The sequence below is a fragment of the Nitrosomonas limosa genome, assembly GCF_054188085.1.
In genome coordinates, this window is sequence record NZ_CM135180.1 from 2768594 (window position 1) to 2789959 (window position 21366).

19 protein-coding genes are annotated in these 21366 nt (G+C 46.7%); 11 read left to right on the forward strand and 8 right to left on the reverse strand.

What is annotated here, in order from left to right:
* Window positions 1-13: 13 nt before the first annotated feature.
* Window positions 14-877, reverse strand: coding sequence for a hypothetical protein (locus ACV7NC_RS12820; RefSeq protein ID WP_458152976.1), 864 nt, complete (start codon window positions 875-877; stop codon window positions 14-16).
* Between the two features lie 436 nt (window positions 878-1313).
* On the opposite strand from ACV7NC_RS12820, the gene ACV7NC_RS12825 reads away from it, so the two are divergent.
* Complete coding sequence (locus ACV7NC_RS12825) at window positions 1314-2306, forward strand: hypothetical protein (RefSeq protein WP_458152977.1); 993 nt, start codon at window positions 1314-1316, stop codon at window positions 2304-2306.
* A 99-nt stretch (window positions 2307-2405) separates the two neighbouring features.
* Here ACV7NC_RS12825 and ACV7NC_RS12830 read toward each other — a convergent pair whose 3' ends face one another.
* The 7 genes from ACV7NC_RS12830 to gyrA all read right to left on the reverse strand — a co-directional run bounded on the left by ACV7NC_RS12830 (window position 2406) and on the right by gyrA (window position 11390).
* Entirely contained in the window at window positions 2406-3266 is an 861-nt protein-coding gene (locus ACV7NC_RS12830) for a hypothetical protein (protein WP_458152978.1), read from the reverse strand.
* A gap of 9 nt (window positions 3267-3275) precedes the next feature.
* Window positions 3276-4169 carry a prephenate dehydrogenase gene (locus tag ACV7NC_RS12835; protein ID WP_458152979.1) on the reverse strand — a complete coding sequence of 298 codons (894 nt, stop codon included), beginning with the start codon at window positions 4167-4169 and terminating at the stop codon, window positions 3276-3278.
* A 24-nt stretch (window positions 4170-4193) separates the two neighbouring features.
* Window positions 4194-5312 (reverse strand): histidinol-phosphate transaminase, encoded by a 1119-nt coding sequence (gene hisC, locus ACV7NC_RS12840; protein WP_458152980.1) that lies wholly within the window; start codon window positions 5310-5312, stop codon window positions 4194-4196.
* An 81-nt stretch (window positions 5313-5393) separates the two neighbouring features.
* Window positions 5394-6494, reverse strand: coding sequence for a prephenate dehydratase (gene pheA, locus ACV7NC_RS12845; protein ID WP_458152981.1), 1101 nt, complete (start codon window positions 6492-6494; stop codon window positions 5394-5396).
* Between the two features lie 34 nt (window positions 6495-6528).
* A complete protein-coding gene (locus tag ACV7NC_RS12850; RefSeq protein ID WP_458152982.1) occupies window positions 6529-7725 on the reverse strand; it encodes a phosphoglycerate dehydrogenase in 1197 nt (398 codons plus the stop codon).
* Window positions 7718-8797 carry a 3-phosphoserine/phosphohydroxythreonine transaminase gene (serC, locus tag ACV7NC_RS12855; protein ID WP_458152983.1) on the reverse strand — a complete coding sequence of 360 codons (1080 nt, stop codon included), beginning with the start codon at window positions 8795-8797 and terminating at the stop codon, window positions 7718-7720. Before serC ends, ACV7NC_RS12850 begins: the two co-directional genes overlap by 8 nt.
* 28 nt (window positions 8798-8825) lie before the next feature.
* The gene (gyrA, locus tag ACV7NC_RS12860; RefSeq protein WP_458152984.1) at window positions 8826-11390 is read right to left on the reverse strand and encodes a DNA gyrase subunit A; all 2565 of its coding nucleotides are present in this window, start codon (window positions 11388-11390) and stop codon (window positions 8826-8828) included.
* Between the two features lie 286 nt (window positions 11391-11676).
* Between gyrA and ACV7NC_RS12865 the strand changes: the two genes are divergently transcribed.
* The 10 genes from ACV7NC_RS12865 to rplC all read left to right on the forward strand — a co-directional run bounded on the left by ACV7NC_RS12865 (window position 11677) and on the right by rplC (window position 21344).
* Complete coding sequence (locus ACV7NC_RS12865) at window positions 11677-12864, forward strand: acetylornithine/succinylornithine family transaminase (RefSeq protein ID WP_458152985.1); 1188 nt, start codon at window positions 11677-11679, stop codon at window positions 12862-12864.
* A gap of 36 nt (window positions 12865-12900) precedes the next feature.
* Window positions 12901-13827, forward strand: coding sequence for an ornithine carbamoyltransferase (argF, locus tag ACV7NC_RS12870; RefSeq protein ID WP_458152986.1), 927 nt, complete (start codon window positions 12901-12903; stop codon window positions 13825-13827).
* 58 nt (window positions 13828-13885) lie between these two features.
* A complete protein-coding gene (locus ACV7NC_RS12875; RefSeq protein WP_458152987.1) occupies window positions 13886-15109 on the forward strand; it encodes an argininosuccinate synthase in 1224 nt (407 codons plus the stop codon).
* Between the two features lie 104 nt (window positions 15110-15213).
* Entirely contained in the window at window positions 15214-15699 is a 486-nt protein-coding gene (locus ACV7NC_RS12880; protein WP_458152988.1) for a YajQ family cyclic di-GMP-binding protein, read from the forward strand.
* A gap of 301 nt (window positions 15700-16000) precedes the next feature.
* Window positions 16001-16378 (forward strand): 30S ribosomal protein S12, encoded by a 378-nt coding sequence (gene rpsL / locus ACV7NC_RS12885; RefSeq protein ID WP_458152989.1) that lies wholly within the window; start codon window positions 16001-16003, stop codon window positions 16376-16378.
* 58 nt (window positions 16379-16436) lie between these two features.
* Window positions 16437-16907, forward strand: coding sequence for a 30S ribosomal protein S7 (gene rpsG, locus ACV7NC_RS12890; RefSeq protein ID WP_458152990.1), 471 nt, complete (start codon window positions 16437-16439; stop codon window positions 16905-16907).
* 41 nt (window positions 16908-16948) lie between these two features.
* Window positions 16949-19039, forward strand: coding sequence for an elongation factor G (gene fusA / locus ACV7NC_RS12895; protein ID WP_458152991.1), 2091 nt, complete (start codon window positions 16949-16951; stop codon window positions 19037-19039).
* A 31-nt stretch (window positions 19040-19070) separates the two neighbouring features.
* Window positions 19071-20261 (forward strand): elongation factor Tu, encoded by a 1191-nt coding sequence (gene tuf, locus ACV7NC_RS12900; RefSeq protein WP_458152719.1) that lies wholly within the window; start codon window positions 19071-19073, stop codon window positions 20259-20261.
* A gap of 69 nt (window positions 20262-20330) precedes the next feature.
* Window positions 20331-20639: a 30S ribosomal protein S10 gene (gene rpsJ / locus ACV7NC_RS12905; RefSeq protein ID WP_172630734.1), complete on the forward strand. Its 309-nt coding sequence runs from the start codon at window positions 20331-20333 to the stop codon at window positions 20637-20639.
* Window positions 20640-20705: 66 nt separating this feature from the next.
* Window positions 20706-21344 carry a 50S ribosomal protein L3 gene (rplC, locus tag ACV7NC_RS12910; protein WP_458152992.1) on the forward strand — a complete coding sequence of 213 codons (639 nt, stop codon included), beginning with the start codon at window positions 20706-20708 and terminating at the stop codon, window positions 21342-21344.
* Window positions 21345-21366 lie beyond the last annotated feature (22 nt).

Below are 21366 nucleotides of genomic sequence, written 5' to 3' on the forward strand. Positions count from 1 at the left end.
TCGTCGCATCGTGCTAATCCTTTTGGATTGATCGAGGCGCGCAAAAATTAAAGCGCCAAGGCGTAATCTGCAGGAAACTCAGCACCGGGTGGATATGACAGGCATAAGCTATGTAAGGATCATGCATATGCTGACCCCACAATAAGCCCACGGCGCGCTGGTATTGATCGACCAGCAAGGCGCCGGAATCACCCTTGCGCGAGAACGGCTGCAATGCGCCTTTGCCATCGGGCATGGCGCGGATTACCAATGTGTTGTGGCAGCGTTCGCCGGTCACCGTTTCCACGGTGGCTTCGCAGTCAATGACTTTTCCCCACACCGCATTCTCCCGGCCTGCTAGATGCACCTTGAGTTCCCTGCCTTCGAAGGTGTCGTGCGGATGCACCCTGGCAACTTTGGTGAAATACTGGGTTTTACTGTGAATCCGCTGTGGATTTCCAACTTGCTTGAGTAGTAAGGCAGCGGTTGCACAGTCGATGTAATACGATTTCTCGGCTTCCCCGGGATAGGCATAGGAAACATGTCCGCATAACCCTGTATTGTCAATTCTCGCGATGGCATTTAAGTGCGGTACATCGAACACGACTTGATCGCCTTGTTGTTCGTAGTCCGGCTGGAAAATCATGTTGCCGCATTCGGCATCATGGGCAAACAAGACATGGCGATTGGATACCAGCACCAACGATTGCCAATCCGGTGCACCTCGTTTAGCGGCTAGGAACCCAAGCGTTCCTAATCCGACTTGGGTGTGGTGTGAATGGGTCATGCTTTTTAAATTACTGATGACTGCACCAACGCGAGGCAACGTTGCGGTAGCGGAAAATTGGGTGATGCTGTCCGGATAACCGGATAATTTGAACGAGATGCTTGCAGCCATAGTAACCGCCTATTAATAAAAGCCAATTCGCTGGACCGATATGCCCAGTTGTGCTTATCTTAATGACTTATTGATCAATTTCTGGCATCGAAGTGTCAGGAATTGATCTGGAACAATGTTGCTTATCGTAAAAAATTCATCGAGAATCCGCGAATTTTTACTAGGTATATAAAACTTGACTGAACTAACCAACCGGCAATAATTTGCAGATTGGTTTTTATCTCCATTGAGGGTTTTTTTGGTGGGTTTGGGGTAATTAATAACGGGGTAACCCTTTATTATTATTTGATTTTTCTATCGATGTAGAAAAAAATTAACCCTGATATGATTTGGACTATACTGAAAAGAAAAATAGCTGTCAAACAACATCACCGGTTTTTGATTTAACTTTTGCATGAGTAGTAATGACGTTTAAAGCAAACAAAATGGAGTAAATATGTTGAATTCCTCAATCCTGGACATTGCCTTGGGCATGGTGTTTCTTTTCGTATTGATCAGTTTGCTGTGCTCGGCGATCAACGAGATGCTGGCTCAGTTTTTACGCATGCGTGCTAAAAATCTCGAAGCGGGGTTGACGAATTTGTTGCAATCGGGGGAAGGAAATAAACTGATCGAAGATCTTTACCAGCATCCTTTGATCAATGGCCTCTCGAAAACGGGACAGAAACCATCCTATATCCCTCCGAAGAATTTTACCTTGGCAATCATGGATATTATGACCGGTAACACCGGCAAGCTGCCGTCCGACAATCAGTCATTAATTGAAACGATTGAGAAACAAGGCTTATTCGCGCAAACCGAAGCGGGTAAGTCGATCATTCTATTACTGCACGAAGCTGGCAACGATGCCGAGAAGGCGCGCAAGAACCTGGAAAATTGGTACAACGACGCGATGGATCGTGTGGGTGGCTGGTACAAACAAAAAACACAAGTGATCATTTTTGCAATCGCACTCGTTGTATGCTCCGCTTTGAATATCGATTCCATCAAAATTTCCCAGACCCTGTGGACCGACATCGCGCTCAGGCAAGCGCTGGTGGAAGCGGCTTCTTCGACGGATATTGCCGGGTTGATGACTCAAGCATCCGCTGAGCAAAAACCGGCAGGCGATGCAGCAGCTGCGGCGCAGTCAAACGAACCGGCGCCGGTTGAAGGTTCGATCGACAGTATTCAGCAATCCGCTAAGACCGCCGGAGCGTTGGTTGAACAAATCAAAGGATTGCATCTGCCGATCGGCTGGAAGTTACCGGATGGTCAATGGGCTTTCGCGGGATTCGGTTTTATGGAATGGCTGGTCAAAATCATGGGCATCCTGATCACGACTTTTGCCGGATCGCTTGGCGCGCCGTTTTGGTTTCAGTTGCTGAATAAGATTGTCGATTTACGCGCGGCGGGTAAACAGCCTGGTAAGTCTGGCGGGAGTAACTAAAATAGAGCTAAATTTTAGAAAGAATTAACAAAGACGGTGCAATATGCTTTGTTTACTGTTGCTATACAAACGCTGTACTTTATGCACTGATTTTTTTGTTTATTTGTGGTTGATGAGTTTTTGATTGCTACAGTACCATTCGGAGCCATATGGAAACCATCCTAATGGGATTCTGATATCTGCATTAGGATTGTGGAGGAATTGAATATGATTACGTTGTGGTAGATAAAAGGGATTTACATCAGACAAAAATATACCAGATATCCATTTATATTCTGGGTCACAGAAAATTCTTGTACTAATAGGATTATTCGGATGTTTCTTACGATAGATAAATGGGAACGGAGACATAAGTGTTGAGCTACCTGAATACGTGACTCCTCCAAATCCAAGGCAAACATGGCTCAGAGTTGGTGGATTCTCGTCAACGAAAATAAATGGAATATCACCGACATTGATAGCAAGGATATAAGGTCTGTTTGAATCTAAGGTGCCATGTTTAATTTGTCCTTTTCGCTGTTCAGACTTATTTTTGATAGCACCTGTAATACGGAGGAAAAGCTCGCTTGGTGGATAGGGCGCATCTTCGTTATTAGCCGCTTGCGGTGGAGGTGGAACTCTATCTTCATTGCTTCCAGCTTCTACTGCTGTTGCTTCAACATAAAAGTGTAAGCCGGAAGATATTTTTAGATCGAAATCAGGGCCTTCACCTGAATTTCTGTTGAGAGTTAAACCAGAAGCAATAAATTTGACACCAAGCCAGAGTTCCCAATATCTCTGTAGGAGATGACGTGAAAACTCACTCGAGAATTGGGGTTCTGCATATGGATGATAAATTTTCCATAATTCAGATATGTGTTCTTTGATGTCTGCGAAACCTGGATTATCTTGTACCATCCGATATAGAGGATCACAATTCGTATATTCTTTTGAGAATAAATTTAGCTCAGCGTCGGACATTCTGATCTTTCACGAATAATTTTTCTTGTTCAACCAATCCTCCCGCATCCCCCGCGCCTGCGAAAACGCTTGTCCCAACTTTTCGCCATCATGCTTTTCCAGCATTTCCCGCAAGTTGTTCAACTCATTCTGATACGCCTTTATCTGCGTAAGCAACGCCTCGCGATTCGCCAGACAAATGTCGCGCCACATTTCCGGGGAGCTACTGGCGATGCGGGTGAAGTCGCGGAAGCCGCTGCCGGCGAAGCGCAGCAGGTTTTCCGGGGAGTTGGTGCTGTGCTGGAGGTGATTCATCAGCGTGAATGCCAGCAAGTGCGGCAAATGGCTGGTCGCGGCCAGCACGCGGTCGTGTTCATCGGCGGGCATCAGTGATACGTTGGCGCCGCAGACTTGCCATAATTGTTGCACGCGTTCGACGGCTGCCACGGCGGTTTCCGGCAAAGGTGTCAGGATTACGTGCTTGTTGGTATACAAATCCGCTTGCGCCGCTTGCACGCCGCTGTGTTCGGCACCGGCGATCGGGTGGCCGGGGACGAAGTGGTGGCGGTTTTGCAGCGGCAGATAGTGACGCGCGGCGGTGACGACATCCTGTTTGGTGCTGCCGGCGTCGGTGATGAGCGTGTTGGCGTGCAGGTGCGGCGCGATGCGTTCCATGGTCGCAGCCGTCTGGCCGACCGGCATCGCGAGGAACACAAGATCGGCGTTGTGCAACGCCGATGCGGTATCGCTGGCGATTTCGTCGATCACGCCCAGCTCGGTGGCGCGTTGCATGTTGGCCGGGCTGCGGCCGATACCGGTGATGTGTTTGACCAAACCTGCCTTACGCAGCGCCGCGGCGAATGATCCGCCGATCAGGCCGACACCAATGATGACCAATTTATTGAGCATTGTGGTTGTTGTCATGATAGGCATTCACGATGAGTGGAATTAATCCAGTTCGCTTAAAGCGTGATCGAGTGATTCGAGAAACCGCTGGTTTTGCACTTCGAGTCCGATCGTGACGCGCAGGTGATGCGGCATTTCGTAAATCCCCAGCGGCCGCACGATAATGCCGTGACGCAACAGGCTTTGATAAACCTTTGGCGTGTTGGCGGCTTCGCCTTTGACACGGAAGCTGATGAAATTGCCGTACGACGGGATGTATTCGATACCCATTTTACGGAAGCCGTCAGTCAATTGCAGCATGCCCGCGCGGTTAAGCGCGTACGAGCGTTGTACAAATTCGGCGTCGTTCAGTGCCGCCAAAGCGCCTACCAAACCGATGCTGCTGACGTTAAATGGTTGCCGGACGCGATTCATCAAATTAGCCACTTCGGGATGCGCTAAACCGAAACCGACACGAACGCCAGCCAAGCCGTACACTTTTGAAAATGTACGCGTGATCAGCAAGTTGGGAAATTGCTGCAACCATTTGAGGCTGTCCGGTTTATTGGCGTCCGGCAAGTATTCGTAATACGCTTCATCGATCACCACCAGGACATCGCGCGACACCCGTTCCAAGAAACGCAGCAAATCTTCTTCACTCGACAAGGTACCCGTTGGATTGTTCGGACTGGCGATAAAGACGATACGGGTTTCAGGAGTGACGGCGTCGAGCATGGCAGGCAAGTCGTGACCGTAATCACGAGCGGGGACCGATATGCCGTTAGCGCCCATCATTTGTACGACCAGCGGATAGACCGCAAAAGCGTGTTGTGCATAAACCGCCGCGGCTCCCGGTTTGAGGAATACGCGGGCGGCCAGATCCAGTACATCATTCGAGCCATTGCCTAAAATGATTTGTTCCAGATCGACATCGTAGCGTTTCGATAGGGCGGTTTTCAATTCGTAGCCGCTACCATCCGGATACAACGCGATATCGTGCAATGCATTGATCATCGCATCGAGTGCGAGCGGACTGGTGCCGAGCGGGTTTTCATTGGACGCCAGTTTGATGATGTAGGATTCATCCAGACCGAATTCCCGCGCCAATTCCGAAATAGGCTTGCCAGGTTGATAAGGATGGATCGAGCGGATATATTCCGGAGCAAAATCGCAAAAATTCATAGGATTTATTTGTTATTGATTGGAAACGATAATAAAAAAACGGGTGAATTGAATCGGCTAGGCGGACGGAGTAAGCAGTGGTTATGATGCCGGGTATGAGCCGAGGATTTTTAGAAAGGCAGCTTTTTCGCGCAATTCCGCCAAGGCAGCGGCAACCGGTTGATCGTGCTGGTGGCCTTCGAGGTCTACAAAAAAGACGTATTGCCACAAACCGGTGCGCGATGGACGGGATTCCAGACGGCTCATGCTGACACCATGTTGCGCCAGCGGTTCGAGTAACCGGTAGATGGCGCCGGAACGATTGTTAGTGGACATGATCAGCGATGTTTTATCCTTCCCCGAAACACCGACTTGTTGTTTGCCGATCACCAGAAAACGTGTCGTGTTTTTCGGATCATCCTCGATATTTTCGGCGCAGATGGTCAATCCGAATAATTCCGCAGCTCTTTTACTGGCTACTGCTGCTGCTTGCTGATCGGCAGCGGCCAGCCGGGCGGCTTCGGCATTGCTGGCGGCATGAAATAGCGCCGAACTGGGCAGGTGCGGCAGATTCACCGTCAGCCAATGGTGACATTGTGCCAGCGACTGCGGGTGTGAGTATATTTTAGTGATTCGTGCGAGATCGGTTTGTTGGGCCATTAGAAACTGATGAACCGGTAACTGGATCTCACCGCAGATGGAGAGCGGCGTTTGTAACAGCAGATCCATGGTTCTTCCGACAGCGCCTTCGGAAGAATTCTCGACCGGTACTACACCGTAATTGGCATCATCTGATTCTACTGCGCGAAATACGTCATCGATTGAATCGCACGCAACCGCTGCGATGGCGCTACCAAAACGCTTCAATGCCGCTTCTTCCGAGAATGTGCCGTTGGGACCGAGATAAGCGACGTTCATTGGTTTTTCCAGTGCCCGGCAAAGCGACATGATTTCGATAAATAATTGCTGGATATGCTCATTGCTGATAGGTCCGGGATTGTGCTGCTGCATGCGTGCCAATATTTGCGCTTCGCGCTCGGGGCGATAGACGATGACGTCCGCTTTTGCCTCGTTGGCTTCATTCTCTTTTTTCTTGATATCCCCGATTTGTTGCGCTAATCCTGCGCGTTTGCTGACGAGTTGCAACAACTGATCGTCAATGGCGTCAATCTGGTCCCGTAGTTGTTTGAGCTGTTCAGACATAATGGATGAAGGTTGTCACTCTAAGATCGTGCGCTTAAATTTTTTCCGGAAAAGGCAGATAACGCGCCATCAACACTCCGGTAATGGACGAAATTTCATTTAATACGTTCGCAGGTACCGGACTGTCGGTATCGACCAGGGTATAGGCCATTTCACCGCGGGATTTATTGATCATGTTATGAATGTTTAATCCAGCCTGTGCCATGCTGGTCGAAATCTGTCCCAGGATATTCGGCACATTGGCATTGGCAACGGCGACGCGATAGGGGACTTCGCGTTCCATTTGCGTGTCTGGAAAATTGACGGTGTGGGTGATATTGCCGTTTTGCAGATAATCGATCAACTGATCGACGACCATCACGGCGCAATTGTCTTCCGCTTCGGCGGTCGATGCGCCGAGGTGCGGCAGGGTGATCACGCCCTTCTGGTGTTGCAGTTTCTGGCTGGGGAAATCGCTGACATAGTTTTTGATTTTATTGGCGGCGATGGCTTGCAGGATCGCGTCTTCGTCGACAATCGGGCTACGTGAGAAATTCAGCAAAATCGCATGATGTTTCATCAATTGTATACTTTTGTCATTGATCAGATGCCGTGTCGAATCGAGCAACGGTACGTGCACGCTGACGAATTCGCTGTGGCGTAGCAGATCTTCCATGCTGTTGGCTTTTTTGACTTCCGCCGACAGGCTCCACGCGGATTCGACGGTGATTTTCGGATCGTAACCGATCACTTTCATGCCCAGCCGGATCGCCGAGTTGGCGACCAACCGGCCGATTTCGCCCAAACCGATCACACCCAATGTACGCCCCGGCAGTTCAATACCGGAGAAGTTTTTTTTACCGTCTTCGGCCAATTTGTTAATGGTTGCATCATCGCCTTGCAGGCCGTCGGTAAATTGCAACGCAGGCACCAGATTGCGTGCGGCCAGAAACAAGCTGGCCAACACCAGTTCTTTGACGGCATTAGCGTTGGCGCCAGGGGTGTTGAAAACGGGTACACCGCGTGCATTCATTGCCTCGACCGGGATATTGTTGGTGCCGGCACCGGCACGCCCGATCGCTTTCACACTTTGCGGGATAACGGTATTCAGCATGTTGTGCGAACGTACCAAGATGGCGTCCGGCTCCGCGATGTCATGACCGACCTGATAGCCGCCGGCGGGAAAGCGGTTGAGTCCGTGTGATGAAATTGCGTTGAGCGTCAGAATTTTAAAGGGTTGTTGTTCAGACATGGCGACTGGCAAACTCCTTCATGAAAGCGACCAGCTTCGCGACGCCTTCGATCGGCATAGCATTGTAGATCGATGCCCGCATACCGCCAACCGAACGATGGCCCTTCAATTGCAACAAACCATTTTGTTGCGCTTGTTTTAGAAATTCACCGTCCAACGCGGAGTCTTTCAATGTGAACGGCACATTCATGCGCGAGCGGTCGGGTTTTGCAACCGGACAATGATAGAAATCGGTACTGTCGAGATAGCCGTACAACAGATTCGCTTTGGTCATGTTGATTTTTTCCATCGCCGCCAGTCCACCTTGTTTCTTGAGCCAAGCGAACACTAAGCCGGTGATATACATTGCATAAGTCGGCGGTGTGTTGTACATCGAATCGTTCTGGGCGTGAATCTGATAGTCGTACAAAGTTGGCGTGCCGGGCAGGGGTTTTCCCAGCAAGTCATCTCGCACGATTACCAGCGTCAACCCGGCAGGGCCGAGATTTTTTTGCGCACCGGCATAAATCAGGCCATAACGAGTGACATCGAATGGTCGCGACAAAATATCGGAAGACATATCGGCAACCAATGGAATATCGACTTGCGGTACCCAGTGAAACTCGACGCCGCCGATGGTTTCATTGCTGGTGTAATGCACATACGCCGCCTGGGGGCTGAGACGCCATTCGGTTTGCGGCGGGACATAAGTAAAATTTTTATCTTCGGATGATGCGGTGACATTGACGCTACAATAGCGGCTGGCCTCCTCAATCGCTTTCCCCGACCATTGGCCGGTATTGAGATAATCCGCGGTGGTTTTACCGCGCAGCAGATTTAGCGGCACCATGGCAAATTGACTGGAGGCGCCGCCTTGCAGAAACAGGATTTTGTAACTTTTAGGGATATTTGCCAGCTCACGCAAATCTGTTTCCATTTGAGCTGCAATTGACATGAATTCCTTGCCGCGATGGCTCATTTCCATGACCGACATGCCGCTGCCATGCCAATCGAGCATTTCGTCTTGCGCCTGCTGTAATACCTCTCGCGGGAGAACGGCGGGTCCGGCGCTGAAATTATAGATCTGTTCCATTGCGTGGGTTCCAGTCAATTGCAAAAGACTAACTGTCGCTGTCGCTATCGCTATCTTCGCTCTCTACGACGCGTTCCAATCCGGCCAGTTTCTCACCCGGATCGAGATTGATCAAGGTGACGCCTTGCGTGGCGCGGCTCATTTCGCGTACTTCATTGACGCGCGTGCGAATCATGACGCCACCGGAGGTGATCAACATGATTTCGTCATCCGGTTTTACCAGCTTCGCAGCAACCACTTTGCCGTTGCGCGGACTGGTGATGATCGCAATCATACCTTGTGTGCCGCGATTATGACGCGTGTATTCGCTGATTGGTGTACGTTTGCCGTAGCCGTTCTCGGTGGCAGTGAGCACCGCTAATTCTTCACTCTCAGCAACCAGCATCGAGATCACTTGGTGTCCGGAGCCGAGTTTCATGCCGCGCACGCCACGGGCGGTACGTCCCATCGGACGTACATCGTTTTCATCGAAACGCATGGCTTTACCGTTGTCGGAAAACAGCATTACATCATGTTTGCCATCAGTTAATTCAACGCCGATTAAGTAATCGCCCTCATCCAGCCCGATGGCGATGATACCGTTGTTGCGAGGACGGGAGAACTCCGACAGCGGCGTTTTCTTGACGGTGCCAAAAGCCGTTGCCATAAAAACGAAGTGCTCGTCGTCAAAGGTTTTAACCGGCAGCACGGCATTGATTTTTTCGCCTTCTTCCAGTTGCACCCAGTTGACGATCGGTTTGCCGCGCGATTGCCGTCCGCCTTGCGGCACTTCGTAAACCTTGATCCAGTACACTCGGCCCAAGCTGGAGAAACACAGGATGTAATCATGGGTGTTGGCGATGAACAGCTTGTCGATGAAGTCGTCTTCCTTGGTGCTGGTCGCCAGCTTGCCGCGTCCGCCGCGTTTTTGCGCGCGATAATCGTCGAGCAGTTGCGATTTGATATAGCCGCTGTGCGATAGTGTGACGACGACATCGGCGGGTGTGATCAAGTCTTCAATACTTAAATTTTGTGCATCGAGCACAATTTCACTGCGCCGTTTATCGCCGAATTGCTGCTTAACGGCGTCGAGTTCTTCCGTGATGATGCGGGTAATACGATCGGGATTCGCCAGAATATCAAGGTAATCGATGATCTTGTCGATCACTTCTTTATATTCATTGACAATTTTTTCCTGTTCCAGACCAGTCAAACGCTGTAGACGTAAATCCAGAATCGCTTGCGCTTGTTCGTCGGATAAAAAGTAACCTTTTGATTGTTGACCGAAAGCAACATCCAGCCCTTCGGGTCGAAGCGCATTGGCATCTGCGATCGCGCGTTCGAGCATTTCCTTAACCAAAGCCGACTGCCAGGCTCTCGCCATCAAGGCGGTTTTGGCATCGGCAGGAGTCGGCGCAGCTTTGATCAACGCGATGATTTCATCGACGTTCGATAAGGCGACTGCCAAGCCTTCCAAAATATGGCCGCGTTCGCGCGCTTTTCTGAGTTCGAATACGGTACGGCGAGTGACGACTTCGCGGCGATGACGCAAGAAGGCATCAAGGATTTGTTTGAGATTCAGCAGTCGCGGCTGGCCATCGAGCAGAGCCACCATGTTCATGCCGAACGTGTCTTGCATTTGTGTTTCTTTGTACAAGTTGTTCAGTATAACTTCAGGCATTTCGCCGCGCTTTAACTCGATGACGACGCGCATACCGGATTTGTCGGATTCGTCGCGCAGATCAGAAATACCTTCAATTTTTTTGTCGCGCACCAATTCACCGATGCGGATCAATAAGTTGGCTTTGTTGACTTGGTAAGGCAGTTCGTCAATGATGATACTCTGACGGCTGCCTTTTTCCATATCTTCGAAATGCGTGCGCGCACGCATTATGACGCGACCTCGGCCGGTACGGTAACCATCTCTGACACCTTCGACGCCGTAGATGATGCCGGCAGTCGGGAAATCAGGCGCAGGAACATATTCGATCAGCTCATCGATGCTGATTTCAGGGTTTTTCAGCAAAGCCAGGCATGCGTCAATCACTTCACTCAAATTATGCGGTGGGATATTGGTCGCCATGCCGACAGCGATTCCGGAAGAACCGTTAATCAGCAGATTCGGGATTTTAGTGGGCAGAATCAGCGGTTCTTGTTCGGAACCATCATAGTTCGGACCAAAGTCGACGGTTTCTTTATCGAGATCGACCAATAACTCGTGCGCGATGCGCGACATGCGGATCTCGGTATACCGCATCGCCGCAGCATTATCACCATCCACCGAACCAAAGTTGCCTTGACCGTCGATCAACATGTAACGCAACGAGAAATCTTGCGCCATGCGGACAATGGTATCGTAGACAGCGGTGTCACCATGCGGATGATATTTACCGATGACGTCACCCACAATACGCGCCGATTTCTTATAAGGCCGATTCCAGTCATTGGAGAGTTCATGCATTGCGAACAGTACGCGCCGATGGACCGGTTTCAAGCCATCGCGGACATCGGGCAAAGCGCGCCCGACGATAACGCTCATGGCGTAATCAAGATAAGAACGCCGCATCTCCTCTTCAAGACTGATGGGCAGGGTTTCCTTGGCAAACTGATTCATAACTTAGGAGTTTTGAGAGAAACAACAGGTTAAGAAGCGATGACTTGTATTTGGTTTTAACGTATTGGAACAATTTGATGCTTTTTATTCTAACATGCTGCAATCGATTCTCAGTTAACTTTGCTGTAAATAAAAGTTGCGATAATGGGAAGATCTTTAAAGAAAAAAAGCTTGAAAAAGCATTTTAAATAGGTAAACATAATCGTTTTTTCAAATTTTTCTTGTTGCTACCGGGGGCGAGCAGTGATCCGGTTATTTATCTAAAAATATAAGCGAGTGTTGCACTGTGTCAAACTTGATGAATACTTACGCACGGTTACCTGTTACCTTTGCAAAAGGTCAAGGCGTGTGGTTGTGGGATGATAAAGGCGAAAGATATCTCGACGCATTATCCGGAGTAGCTGTTTGTGGATTGGGTCATTGCCACCCGCGATTGACCAAGGCTATTTGCGAGCAAGCCGGGACTTTGATCCATACATCGAATCTCTTTCATATCCAGAAGCAAGAACAATTGGCTGACCGCTTGGTTGCGTTGTCAGGGATGGATAACGCTTTTTTTTGCAACTCAGGTGCGGAGGCCAATGAGGCGGCGATAAAACTTGCCAGGCTTCACGGGCATAATAAAGGGATATCATTGCCGACCATTATTGTCATGGAAAGGTCATTTCATGGCCGTACCATGGCGACATTGACGGCGAGTGGAAACCGCAAAGTGCAAGCCGGATTTGAACCTTTACTATCCGGATTTGTGCGTGTGCCTTATAACAATATCGAAGCGGTCAGTCAGGTTGCTGCCAATAATAAGGATGTTGTAGCAGTGCTGGTAGAACCCTTTCAAGGCGAAGGCGGCGTCAATATTCCGGAGGCGCATTATTTGCAAGAGTTACGCAATCTTTGTAATCAGCAAGACTGGTTACTGATGCTCGACGAAGTGCAATCTGGTATCGGGCGTAGCGGGAAATGGTTTGCTTTTCAACACAGCCGGATCATGCCGGATGTTATTACACTGGCTAAGGGGTTGGGCGGCGGTGTGGCGATCGGCGCCTGCCTGGCAAAAGGAGTGGCGGCTGAAGTCTTTAAACCTGGTAATCATGCATCTACTTTTGGTGGAAACCCACTCGCTTGCGCTGCAGCGATCGAGACATTGAACGTTATCGCGGATGAAAATCTGCTGGATCATGTTACCCAGTTGGGCGATTTTATGCGTGATCGATTAAAGCGAGTGCTTGCTGATGTTGCCGGAGTGGTACAAATTAGAGGTCAAGGACTGATTACCGGTATTGAATTGGCGGTTCCCTGCACAGAATTGGTGAAAAGGGCTCTGGAAAGGAAACTATTAATTAATGTAACTTCGGATAAAGTGATACGCTTATTGCCTGCATTAGTGATGCAACAACATGAAGCGGAACAGGTAATCGATATTACATGTTCGATAATAAAGGAGTTTTTGAATAGCTCAGCAGCACACAATTGATCGATATAGATCGGCTGATGAGTTATTAATCTTGTTATGCAATTAAGGCACTTCTTGCAATTTAATGATTTTAGCCGATCTGAGTATGAATATTTGTTTGAGCGCGCGCGCTGGATAAAGCAGGAGTTCAAGCAGTACCGGCAATATTGGCCACTCACTGATCGCACATTGGCAATGATATTCGATAAGAATTCAACGCGGACACGATTGTCATTTGAGGCGGGCATGCATCAGTTGGGTGGCACGGCAATTTATTTGTCCTCCCGGGATACCCAACTGGGGCGCGGAGAGCCGGTTGAAGATGCTGCCCGTGTGATTTCTCGCATGGTGGATCTGGTTATGATTCGCACTTATAAACATGACATTATCAAGCGTTTTGCCGAATATTCACGAGTTCCTGTAATCAATGGGCTGACGGATGCCTATCATCCTTGCCAGATTATGAGTGATATTTTTACTTTTATAGAACATCGAGGTTCGATAGAAGGTAAAACCGTTGCCTGGATCGGTGATTCCAATAATATGTGCAGTACTTGGCTGCAAGCCGCCGAAGTGTTTAATTTTAGAGTGCATGTATCCACTCCACCTGGTTATGATATTTATCCAGAACAGATTGGCTTGAGTAGTGCTGCGCATTTCGAAAAGTTTACTGACCCGCATCAGGCAGTGATCGGAGCAGACTTGGTTACCACGGATGTATGGACCAGCATGGGTTTTGAGGCGGAAGCGGAGCAGAGGAAAAATGATTTCGCTGATTTTTGCGTTGATGCTGAAATGATGGCGTTGGCAAAACCCGATGCGTTATTCATGCATTGTTTGCCAGCGCATCGTGATGAAGAAGTAAGTGCTGAGGTTTTGGACGGTCCGCAGTCGGTGGTTTGGGATGAAGCGGAGAATCGGCTACACACTCAAAAAGCGCTGATGGAATATCTGTTATTGGGCAAGCTGGATGCAACAAAATAAGTTATAAGAAATTATCTTTTTAGATTGTTAATTTTAATTTTACAAAAGCATAAAAATAATGAAGAAAGTAAATAAAGTGGTTCTGGCATTTTCCGGCGGTCTCGATACATCGGTTATTTTGAAATGGTTGCAAGATACTTATCAGTGCGAAGTCGTTACGTTTACAGCAGATATCGGGCAGGGGGAAGAGGTTGAGCCTGCAAGAGCTAAAGCAAAGCAGTTAGGGGTTAAAGAAATTTTCATTGACGATTTGCGTGAAGAATTCGTGCGGGATTTCGTGTTTCCGATGTTTCGTGCCAATACTATTTACGAAGGGGAATACTTGCTGGGAACCAGCATTGCTCGTCCGTTGATCGCAAAAAGGCAGATTGAAATAGCAAAAGAAACTAATGCTGATGCAGTTTCTCATGGAGCTACCGGAAAGGGGAACGATCAAGTTCGATTTGAGTTGGGTTATTATGCGTTGCAGCCGGATATTCACGTGATCGCACCGTGGCGCGAATGGGATTTAACTTCCAGGGAGAAGTTGCTTCAGTATGCTGAGAAGCATGGCATTCCGGTAGAAATGAAAAAGAAAGCGGGATCGCCGTACAGCATGGATGCGAATTTATTGCATATTTCTTATGAAGGTAGAATTCTCGAAGATCCCGCAGTAGAGCCGGAAGAATCAATGTGGCGCTGGAGTGTATCGCCGGAGAAAGCGCCGGATGAGCCAGAGTATTTGGATTTGGAATTCAGGCGTGGAGACGTGACGGCTATCAATGGCAAGCCCATGTCGCCTGCCAGTGTTTTAGAGAAACTCAACCAATTGGGTGGGAAGCACGGGATTGGCAGGCTGGATTTGGTGGAAAATCGATATGTTGGCATGAAATCGAGGGGTTGCTATGAAACGCCCGGAGGAACAATTTTGTTACGTGCGCATCGGGCCATGGAATCAATTACATTAGACCGTGAAGTGGCACATCTTAAAGATGATCTGATGCCTCGGTATGCTTCGATAATCTATAACGGATACTGGTGGAGTCCGGAACGGAAAGTATTGCAAACCATGATTGACGCTACGCAAGAGAGAGTGAATGGGTGGGTTCGATTAAAATTGTATAAGGGAAATGTCATTGTTGTCGGTAGAGATTCAGCTACCGATTCATTGTTCGATCCGACTATTGCGACTTTTGAGGATGACGCTGGTGCTTATAATCAAGTAGACGCGGCTGGATTTATAAAACTCAATGCTCTAAGAATGCGCATAGCAGCAAATGCAAAAAAGAAAAACACCGGTTAGTGATTAATTTGTTATCCGAGTCGTAAACATCCGAGTCGTAAACATCCGGAAAAACTGAATGCCTCAGATGTTATGAGAAAAAACTAAATTTGAGCAAAACTACTATGCCAACATTTGATATTGTCTCAGAAGTTGATAAGCAGGAAATTAGAAATGCTGTGGATCAAGTTAATAAAGAAGTGACTACACGCTTCGATTTCAAGGGCTCTGATGCTAGAGTTGAGCAGGCGGATTATGAATTAACGATTTTTGCTGATGACGAGTTTAAACTAGAACAGGTACTGGATATATTAAGAACAAAATTAACAAAGCGAAATGTGGATGTTCGATGTCTGGATAAAGGCACGATGGAGAAAATTAGCGGTAATAAAGTGAAACAAAAAGTCACTGTTAAAACCGGAGTAGAAGTGGAATTGGCAAAAAAAATAATAAAGCACCTTAAAGATAGTAAATTAAAGGTACAAGCCAGCATACAAGGGGATGTAGTGCGTGTATCTGGCGCCAAAAAGGATGTACTGCAAGAAGCAATCCAGTCGGTTAAAAAAACTGAAAACAGTTATCCGCTGCAATTTCAGAACTTCAGGGATTGAGGAAGAGAGCACAAAATAGATGTTTTTGCTTATATAAAAGTTATGAAGTTAGCCATGAGAGGATAATGGCTATTGAATAGCGGAATCCTTACAAGAAGATCAATAGCGTAACTGATTTTCTTGACATGCATTTATAAACCCAATAGAATCCGGTCTCTTTTTTACCGTGCCTGAGAATTAGGAAATCGAAAGATCAAGGGTGATGGTTTACTAATTTCCAATCTGCTTCATTGGAATAAATCAATAACAGCATAAGTAGTCAGGCGACGTAGAGTCGTCGCAGTTTTTTTAGGACATAGAAATGCCAACGATCAGTCAATTAGTTCGAAAGCCCCGTGCTGCCAAGCGTGTTAAAAGTAGCGTGCCTGCACTAGAGAATTGTCCGCAGAAACGAGGGGTTTGTACAAGGGTTTATACAACGACGCCAAAGAAGCCGAATTCAGCTTTGCGTAAGGTTGCAAGGGTGAGATTGACAAACGGATTTGAAGTATCAAGTTATATAGGCGGAGAAGGGCACAATCTCCAAGAGCACTCGGTTGTTTTGATTCGCGGAGGGCGGGTTAAAGATCTTCCCGGTGTGCGTTATCACACAGTGCGTGGCAGTTTGGACACGGCAGGTGTTAAAGATCGGAAACAAGGTAGATCTAAATATGGTTCGAAAAAACCTAAAACTGCTTAAAACAATTGTAAATACTTTTAACTGGCAGCAAACGAATTAAATGGAATGAGGTTTCACAATGCCTAGACGTAGAGAAGTTCCCAAAAGGGAAATATTACCAGATCCGAAATATCACAATGTTGAACTAGCAAAGTTCATTAATGTTCTCATGACTCGCGGAAAAAAATCAGTCGCTGAAAGGATTATTTATGGCGCATTAGAGCAAATTGAGAAGAAAACTGGTAATGACCCATTGGAAGTTTTTACGCAAGCATTAACGAATGTCAGGCCGATTGTGGAAGTTAAAAGTCGTCGAGTTGGTGGAGCTAATTATCAAGTTCCCGTTGAAGTACGTTCGGTGCGTCGCAATGCGCTGGCGATGCGATGGCTAAGAGATGCTGCAAGAAAAAGAAATGAGAAATCAATGGATGCACGGCTGGCGGGAGAATTGGCTGAGGCTGCTGAAGGGCGTGGCGGGGCAGTAAAAAAACGTGAAGAAGTGCATCGAATGGCTGAGTCGAACAAAGCATTTTCTCATTTTAGATTTTGATATAAAACTGGTAACTATTGAACAATAAGTAAGGCTGAATTGTGGCTAGAAAAACACCCATAGAACGTTATCGAAACATAGGCATTATGGCGCACATTGATGCCGGCAAAACAACGACCACCGAACGTATACTTTTTTATACAGGGGTATCGCATAAATTAGGTGAAGTCCATGATGGTGCGGCTACAATGGACTGGATGGAACAGGAGCAAGAGAGGGGAATCACGATTACTTCTGCAGCAACCACATGCTTCTGGAAGGGAATGGCAAGTAACTACCCTGAACATCGTATTAATATCATTGACACACCAGGCCACGTGGATTTCACGATTGAAGTAGAGCGTTCATTGCGTGTTTTGGACGGTGCGTGTACTGTGTTTTGTGCTGTTGGTGGAGTCCAACCACAGACTGAAACCGTTTGGCGGCAAGCAAATAAATATCAGGTACCCCGGTTGGCATTTGTTAATAAAATGGACAGATCGGGTGCAAACTTCATGCGTGTTTATGAGCAGATAAAAACGCGACTCAAAGCAACACCGGTTCCGATCCAATTGCCGATTGGCGCAGAGGATAAATTTGAAGGTGTAGTGGATCTCGTCAAAATGAAAGCAATTTATTGGGATGATGAGAGTCGTGGTATGAAGTTTGAGGAGCGAGATATACCAGCGAATCTTAAAGCGGATGCTGAGTCGTGGCGTGAAAAAATGCTGGAAACTGCTGCAGAAGCAAACGAAGAATTGATGAATAAGTATCTAGAGAATGGAGATCTGGATCAATCCGACATAAAGAAAGGTATACGCAGCAGAACAATAAATAATGAGATTGTTCCGATGATGTGTGGCACCGCCTTTAAAAATAAAGGCGTCCAAGCGATGTTGGATGCAGTGATTGACTATATGCCTGCACCGACAGATGTTTTGGCAATTCAAGGTGAAAATGAGAATGGGCAATCCGATAAAAGGTCGGCAAGCGATGATGAGCCATTTTCTGCGCTAGCATTTAAGATAGCGACTGATCCTTATGTGGGTCAACTAATTTTCTTTAGAGTATATTCGGGTGTCGTTACATCGGGCGATACAGTCTATAATTCTGTAAAGGGAAAGAAAGAAAGAATCGGCAGGATTTTGCAAATGCACGCAAATCAAAGAGAAGAAATTAAAGAAGTACGTGCGGGCGATATTGCGGCGGCAGTTGGTCTGAAAGAAGTGGTGACTGGTGATACTCTTTGCGATCCTCAGAAAGTTATAACATTGGAAAGGATGGATTTTCCAGAACCTGTGATTCATGTTGCTGTTGAACCAAAAACGAAAATAGATCAAGAAAAAATGGGAATAGCCTTAAATAGGCTAGCCCAAGAAGATCCTTCATTTAGAGTCAGAACGGATGAGGAGTCGGGTCAAACGATTATTTCAGGAATGGGTGAATTACATCTAGAAATTATCGTTGACCGGATGAAACGGGAATTTGGAGTTGAAGCAAATGTTGGAGCTCCTCAAGTAGCTTATCGTGAAGCCATAAGAAAATCTGTTGAAGTAGAAGGAAAATTTGTAAAACAATCAGGTGGTAGAGGACAATATGGTCACGTTTGGCTCAAAATGGAACCCAATGAAGCAGGAAAGGGGTTTGAGTTTATAGACGAAATCAAAGGTGGCGCGGTCCCTCGTGAATATATTCCTGCAGTCGAGAAAGGACTCAATGAAACGTTGCCAAGCGGAGTTCTGGCAGGTTATCCAGTTGTTGATGTCAAGGTGACCTTATTTGACGGTTCATATCATGATGTGGATTCAAATGAAAATGCATTCAAGATGGCTGCATCAATTGCATTCAAGGATGGAATGCGTAAAGCGAATCCTGTATTGTTGGAGCCAATGATGTCGGTAGAAGTCGAGACACCAGAAGATTTTATGGGAAATGTAGTTGGGGATTTATCATCACGTCGCGGAATGATTCAAGGTATGGAAGATATACCCGGACTTAAGGTGATTCGTGCGGAAGTGCCATTGGCGGAAATGTTTGGATATTCAACGGCTTTAAGATCGGCTACTCAGGGTAGAGCAACATATACCATGGAATTTAAACATTATGCAGAAGCTCCCAAAAATGTGGCGGAAGCAATAATTAATAAAAAATAATTGATTAGTAAAGTATGTAAAAGGATAGATCATGGCAAAGAGTAAATTTGAACGGTCGAAGCCACATGTGAATGTTGGGACGATAGGGCATGTGGATCATGGGAAGACGACGCTGACGGCGGCAATAACGACGATATTGACGAAGAAATTTGGAGGTGAAGCGAAGAGCTATGATCAAATCGACTCGGCACCTGAGGAACGGGCGCGAGGTATTACCATTAATACTGCGCATGTGGAATACGAAACCGCCAATCGCCATTATGCACATGTTGATTGTCCCGGTCATGCGGATTATGTGAAGAATATGATTACGGGAGCGGCGCAGATGGATGGAGCGATCCTGGTTGTGTCCGCTGCGGATGGTCCGATGCCGCAAACCCGTGAGCATATTTTATTAGCTCGGCAAGTAGGTGTGCCGTACATCATCGTGTATATGAACAAAGCAGACATGGTAGATGATAAGGAGTTGATTGAGCTGGTAGAAATGGAAATTCGTGAACTGTTATCGAAATACGAATTTCCTGGAGATGATACACCGATCATCATTGGATCCGCCTTAAAAGCATTGGAAGGAGATCAAAGTGAAATCGGTGAGCCCTCGATTCTGCGGCTGGCGGAAGCATTGGATAGTTATATACCGCAACCGGAACGTGCAATCGATGGCGCATTCATTATGCCGGTTGAAGATGTATTCTCGATATCAGGCCGAGGAACGGTGGTAACGGGAAGGGTCGAGAGAGGGATTATCAAAGTAGGCGAAGAGATAGAGATAGTTGGATTGAAACCGACACTGAAGACGGTATGTACGGGTGTTGAAATGTTCCGTAAGTTATTAGATCAAGGGCAAGCCGGGGATAATGTCGGTATATTGCTGCGTGGTACGAAGCGGGAAGAAGTGGAACGTGGTCAAGTATTGGCGAAGCCGGGCAGCATATCGCCGCATACAAAATTTACAGCCGAAATTTATGTATTGAGTAAAGAAGAAGGCGGTAGACATACACCATTCTTTCCAGGTTATCGTCCACAATTTTATTTTAGAACCACAGACGTGACTGGGGCGATTGAATTGCCGGCAGGAACGGAGATGGTGATGCCTGGAGATAACGTATCAGTAACAGTTAATTTGATAGCGCCAATCGCGATGGAAGATGGGTTGCGATTTGCAATACGCGAAGGCGGCAGGACTGTCGGAGCTGGTGTTGTTGCTAAAATTATTGAATGAGAAAGCAAGCTAGTTAGAAGCTGAATTCGAAATAGTAGATATTGAATCAGAACACAATGGAAAATTATTATGCAAAGTCAAAAAATTAGAATTCGGCTTAAAGCTTTCGATTATCGACTAATAGATAAATCAGCAATTGAAATTGTAGAGACAGCTAAAAGAACTGGTGCGGTGGTTAAAGGACCAGTTCCGCTTCCTACAAGAATTGAACGTTTTGATGTATTGCGATCACCTCATGTTAATAAGACATCACGCGATCAATTTGAAATTCGAACGCATTTGCGTTTAATGGACATTATTGATCCAACAGACAAAACGGTTGATGCTTTGATGAAGTTGGATTTGCCTGCAGGGGTGGATGTAGAAATTAAATTGTAAGCGATTGTATTAAAAATGGAAAATTGCTTTAGCATAAACGCAAAATAAGAGTTGCAAGAGGAAAAAATGAGCCTAGGATTGATTGGAAGAAAAATCGGGATGACAAGAGTATTCACAGAGAATGGTGATAGCTTGCCGGTTACTGTTATCGATATTTCAAATAATCGAGTTACGCAATTAAAAAGAATAAATTCTGATGGTTACTGCGCAGTACAACTAGCATTTGGAAGTAAGCGCTCAAATAGAATATCCAAACCAATTGCAGGTCATTTTTCCAAAGCTGCTGTTGAAGCCGGGGCGATTTTAAAAGAGTTTAGAATCTCTGAATCTGAATTAGATCAATTTAATATTGGAATGACAATCAATAGTAATATTTTTAAAGTTGGTCAGAAAGTTGATATTTCTGGGACAACAATTGGAAAAGGATACGCAGGTACAATTAAATTACATCATTTTTCATCGAATAGAAGTAGTCATGGTAATTCAAAAGCGCATAGGAAGCCTGGTTCGATTGGGATGGCGCAAGATCCGGGGCGTGTTTTTCCAGGAAAAAAAATGTCTGGCCATATGGGAAATGTTAGAAGAACAACGCAAAATCTAGAAATAATTCGAATCGATGAAGAAAAAAAGTTGCTTTTAATTAAAGGTGCAGTACCAGGTTTCAAAGGAAGTAATGTCTTGGTATTACCTAGTATAAAAGCTTAAAAAATAAATTATAGAACATTAA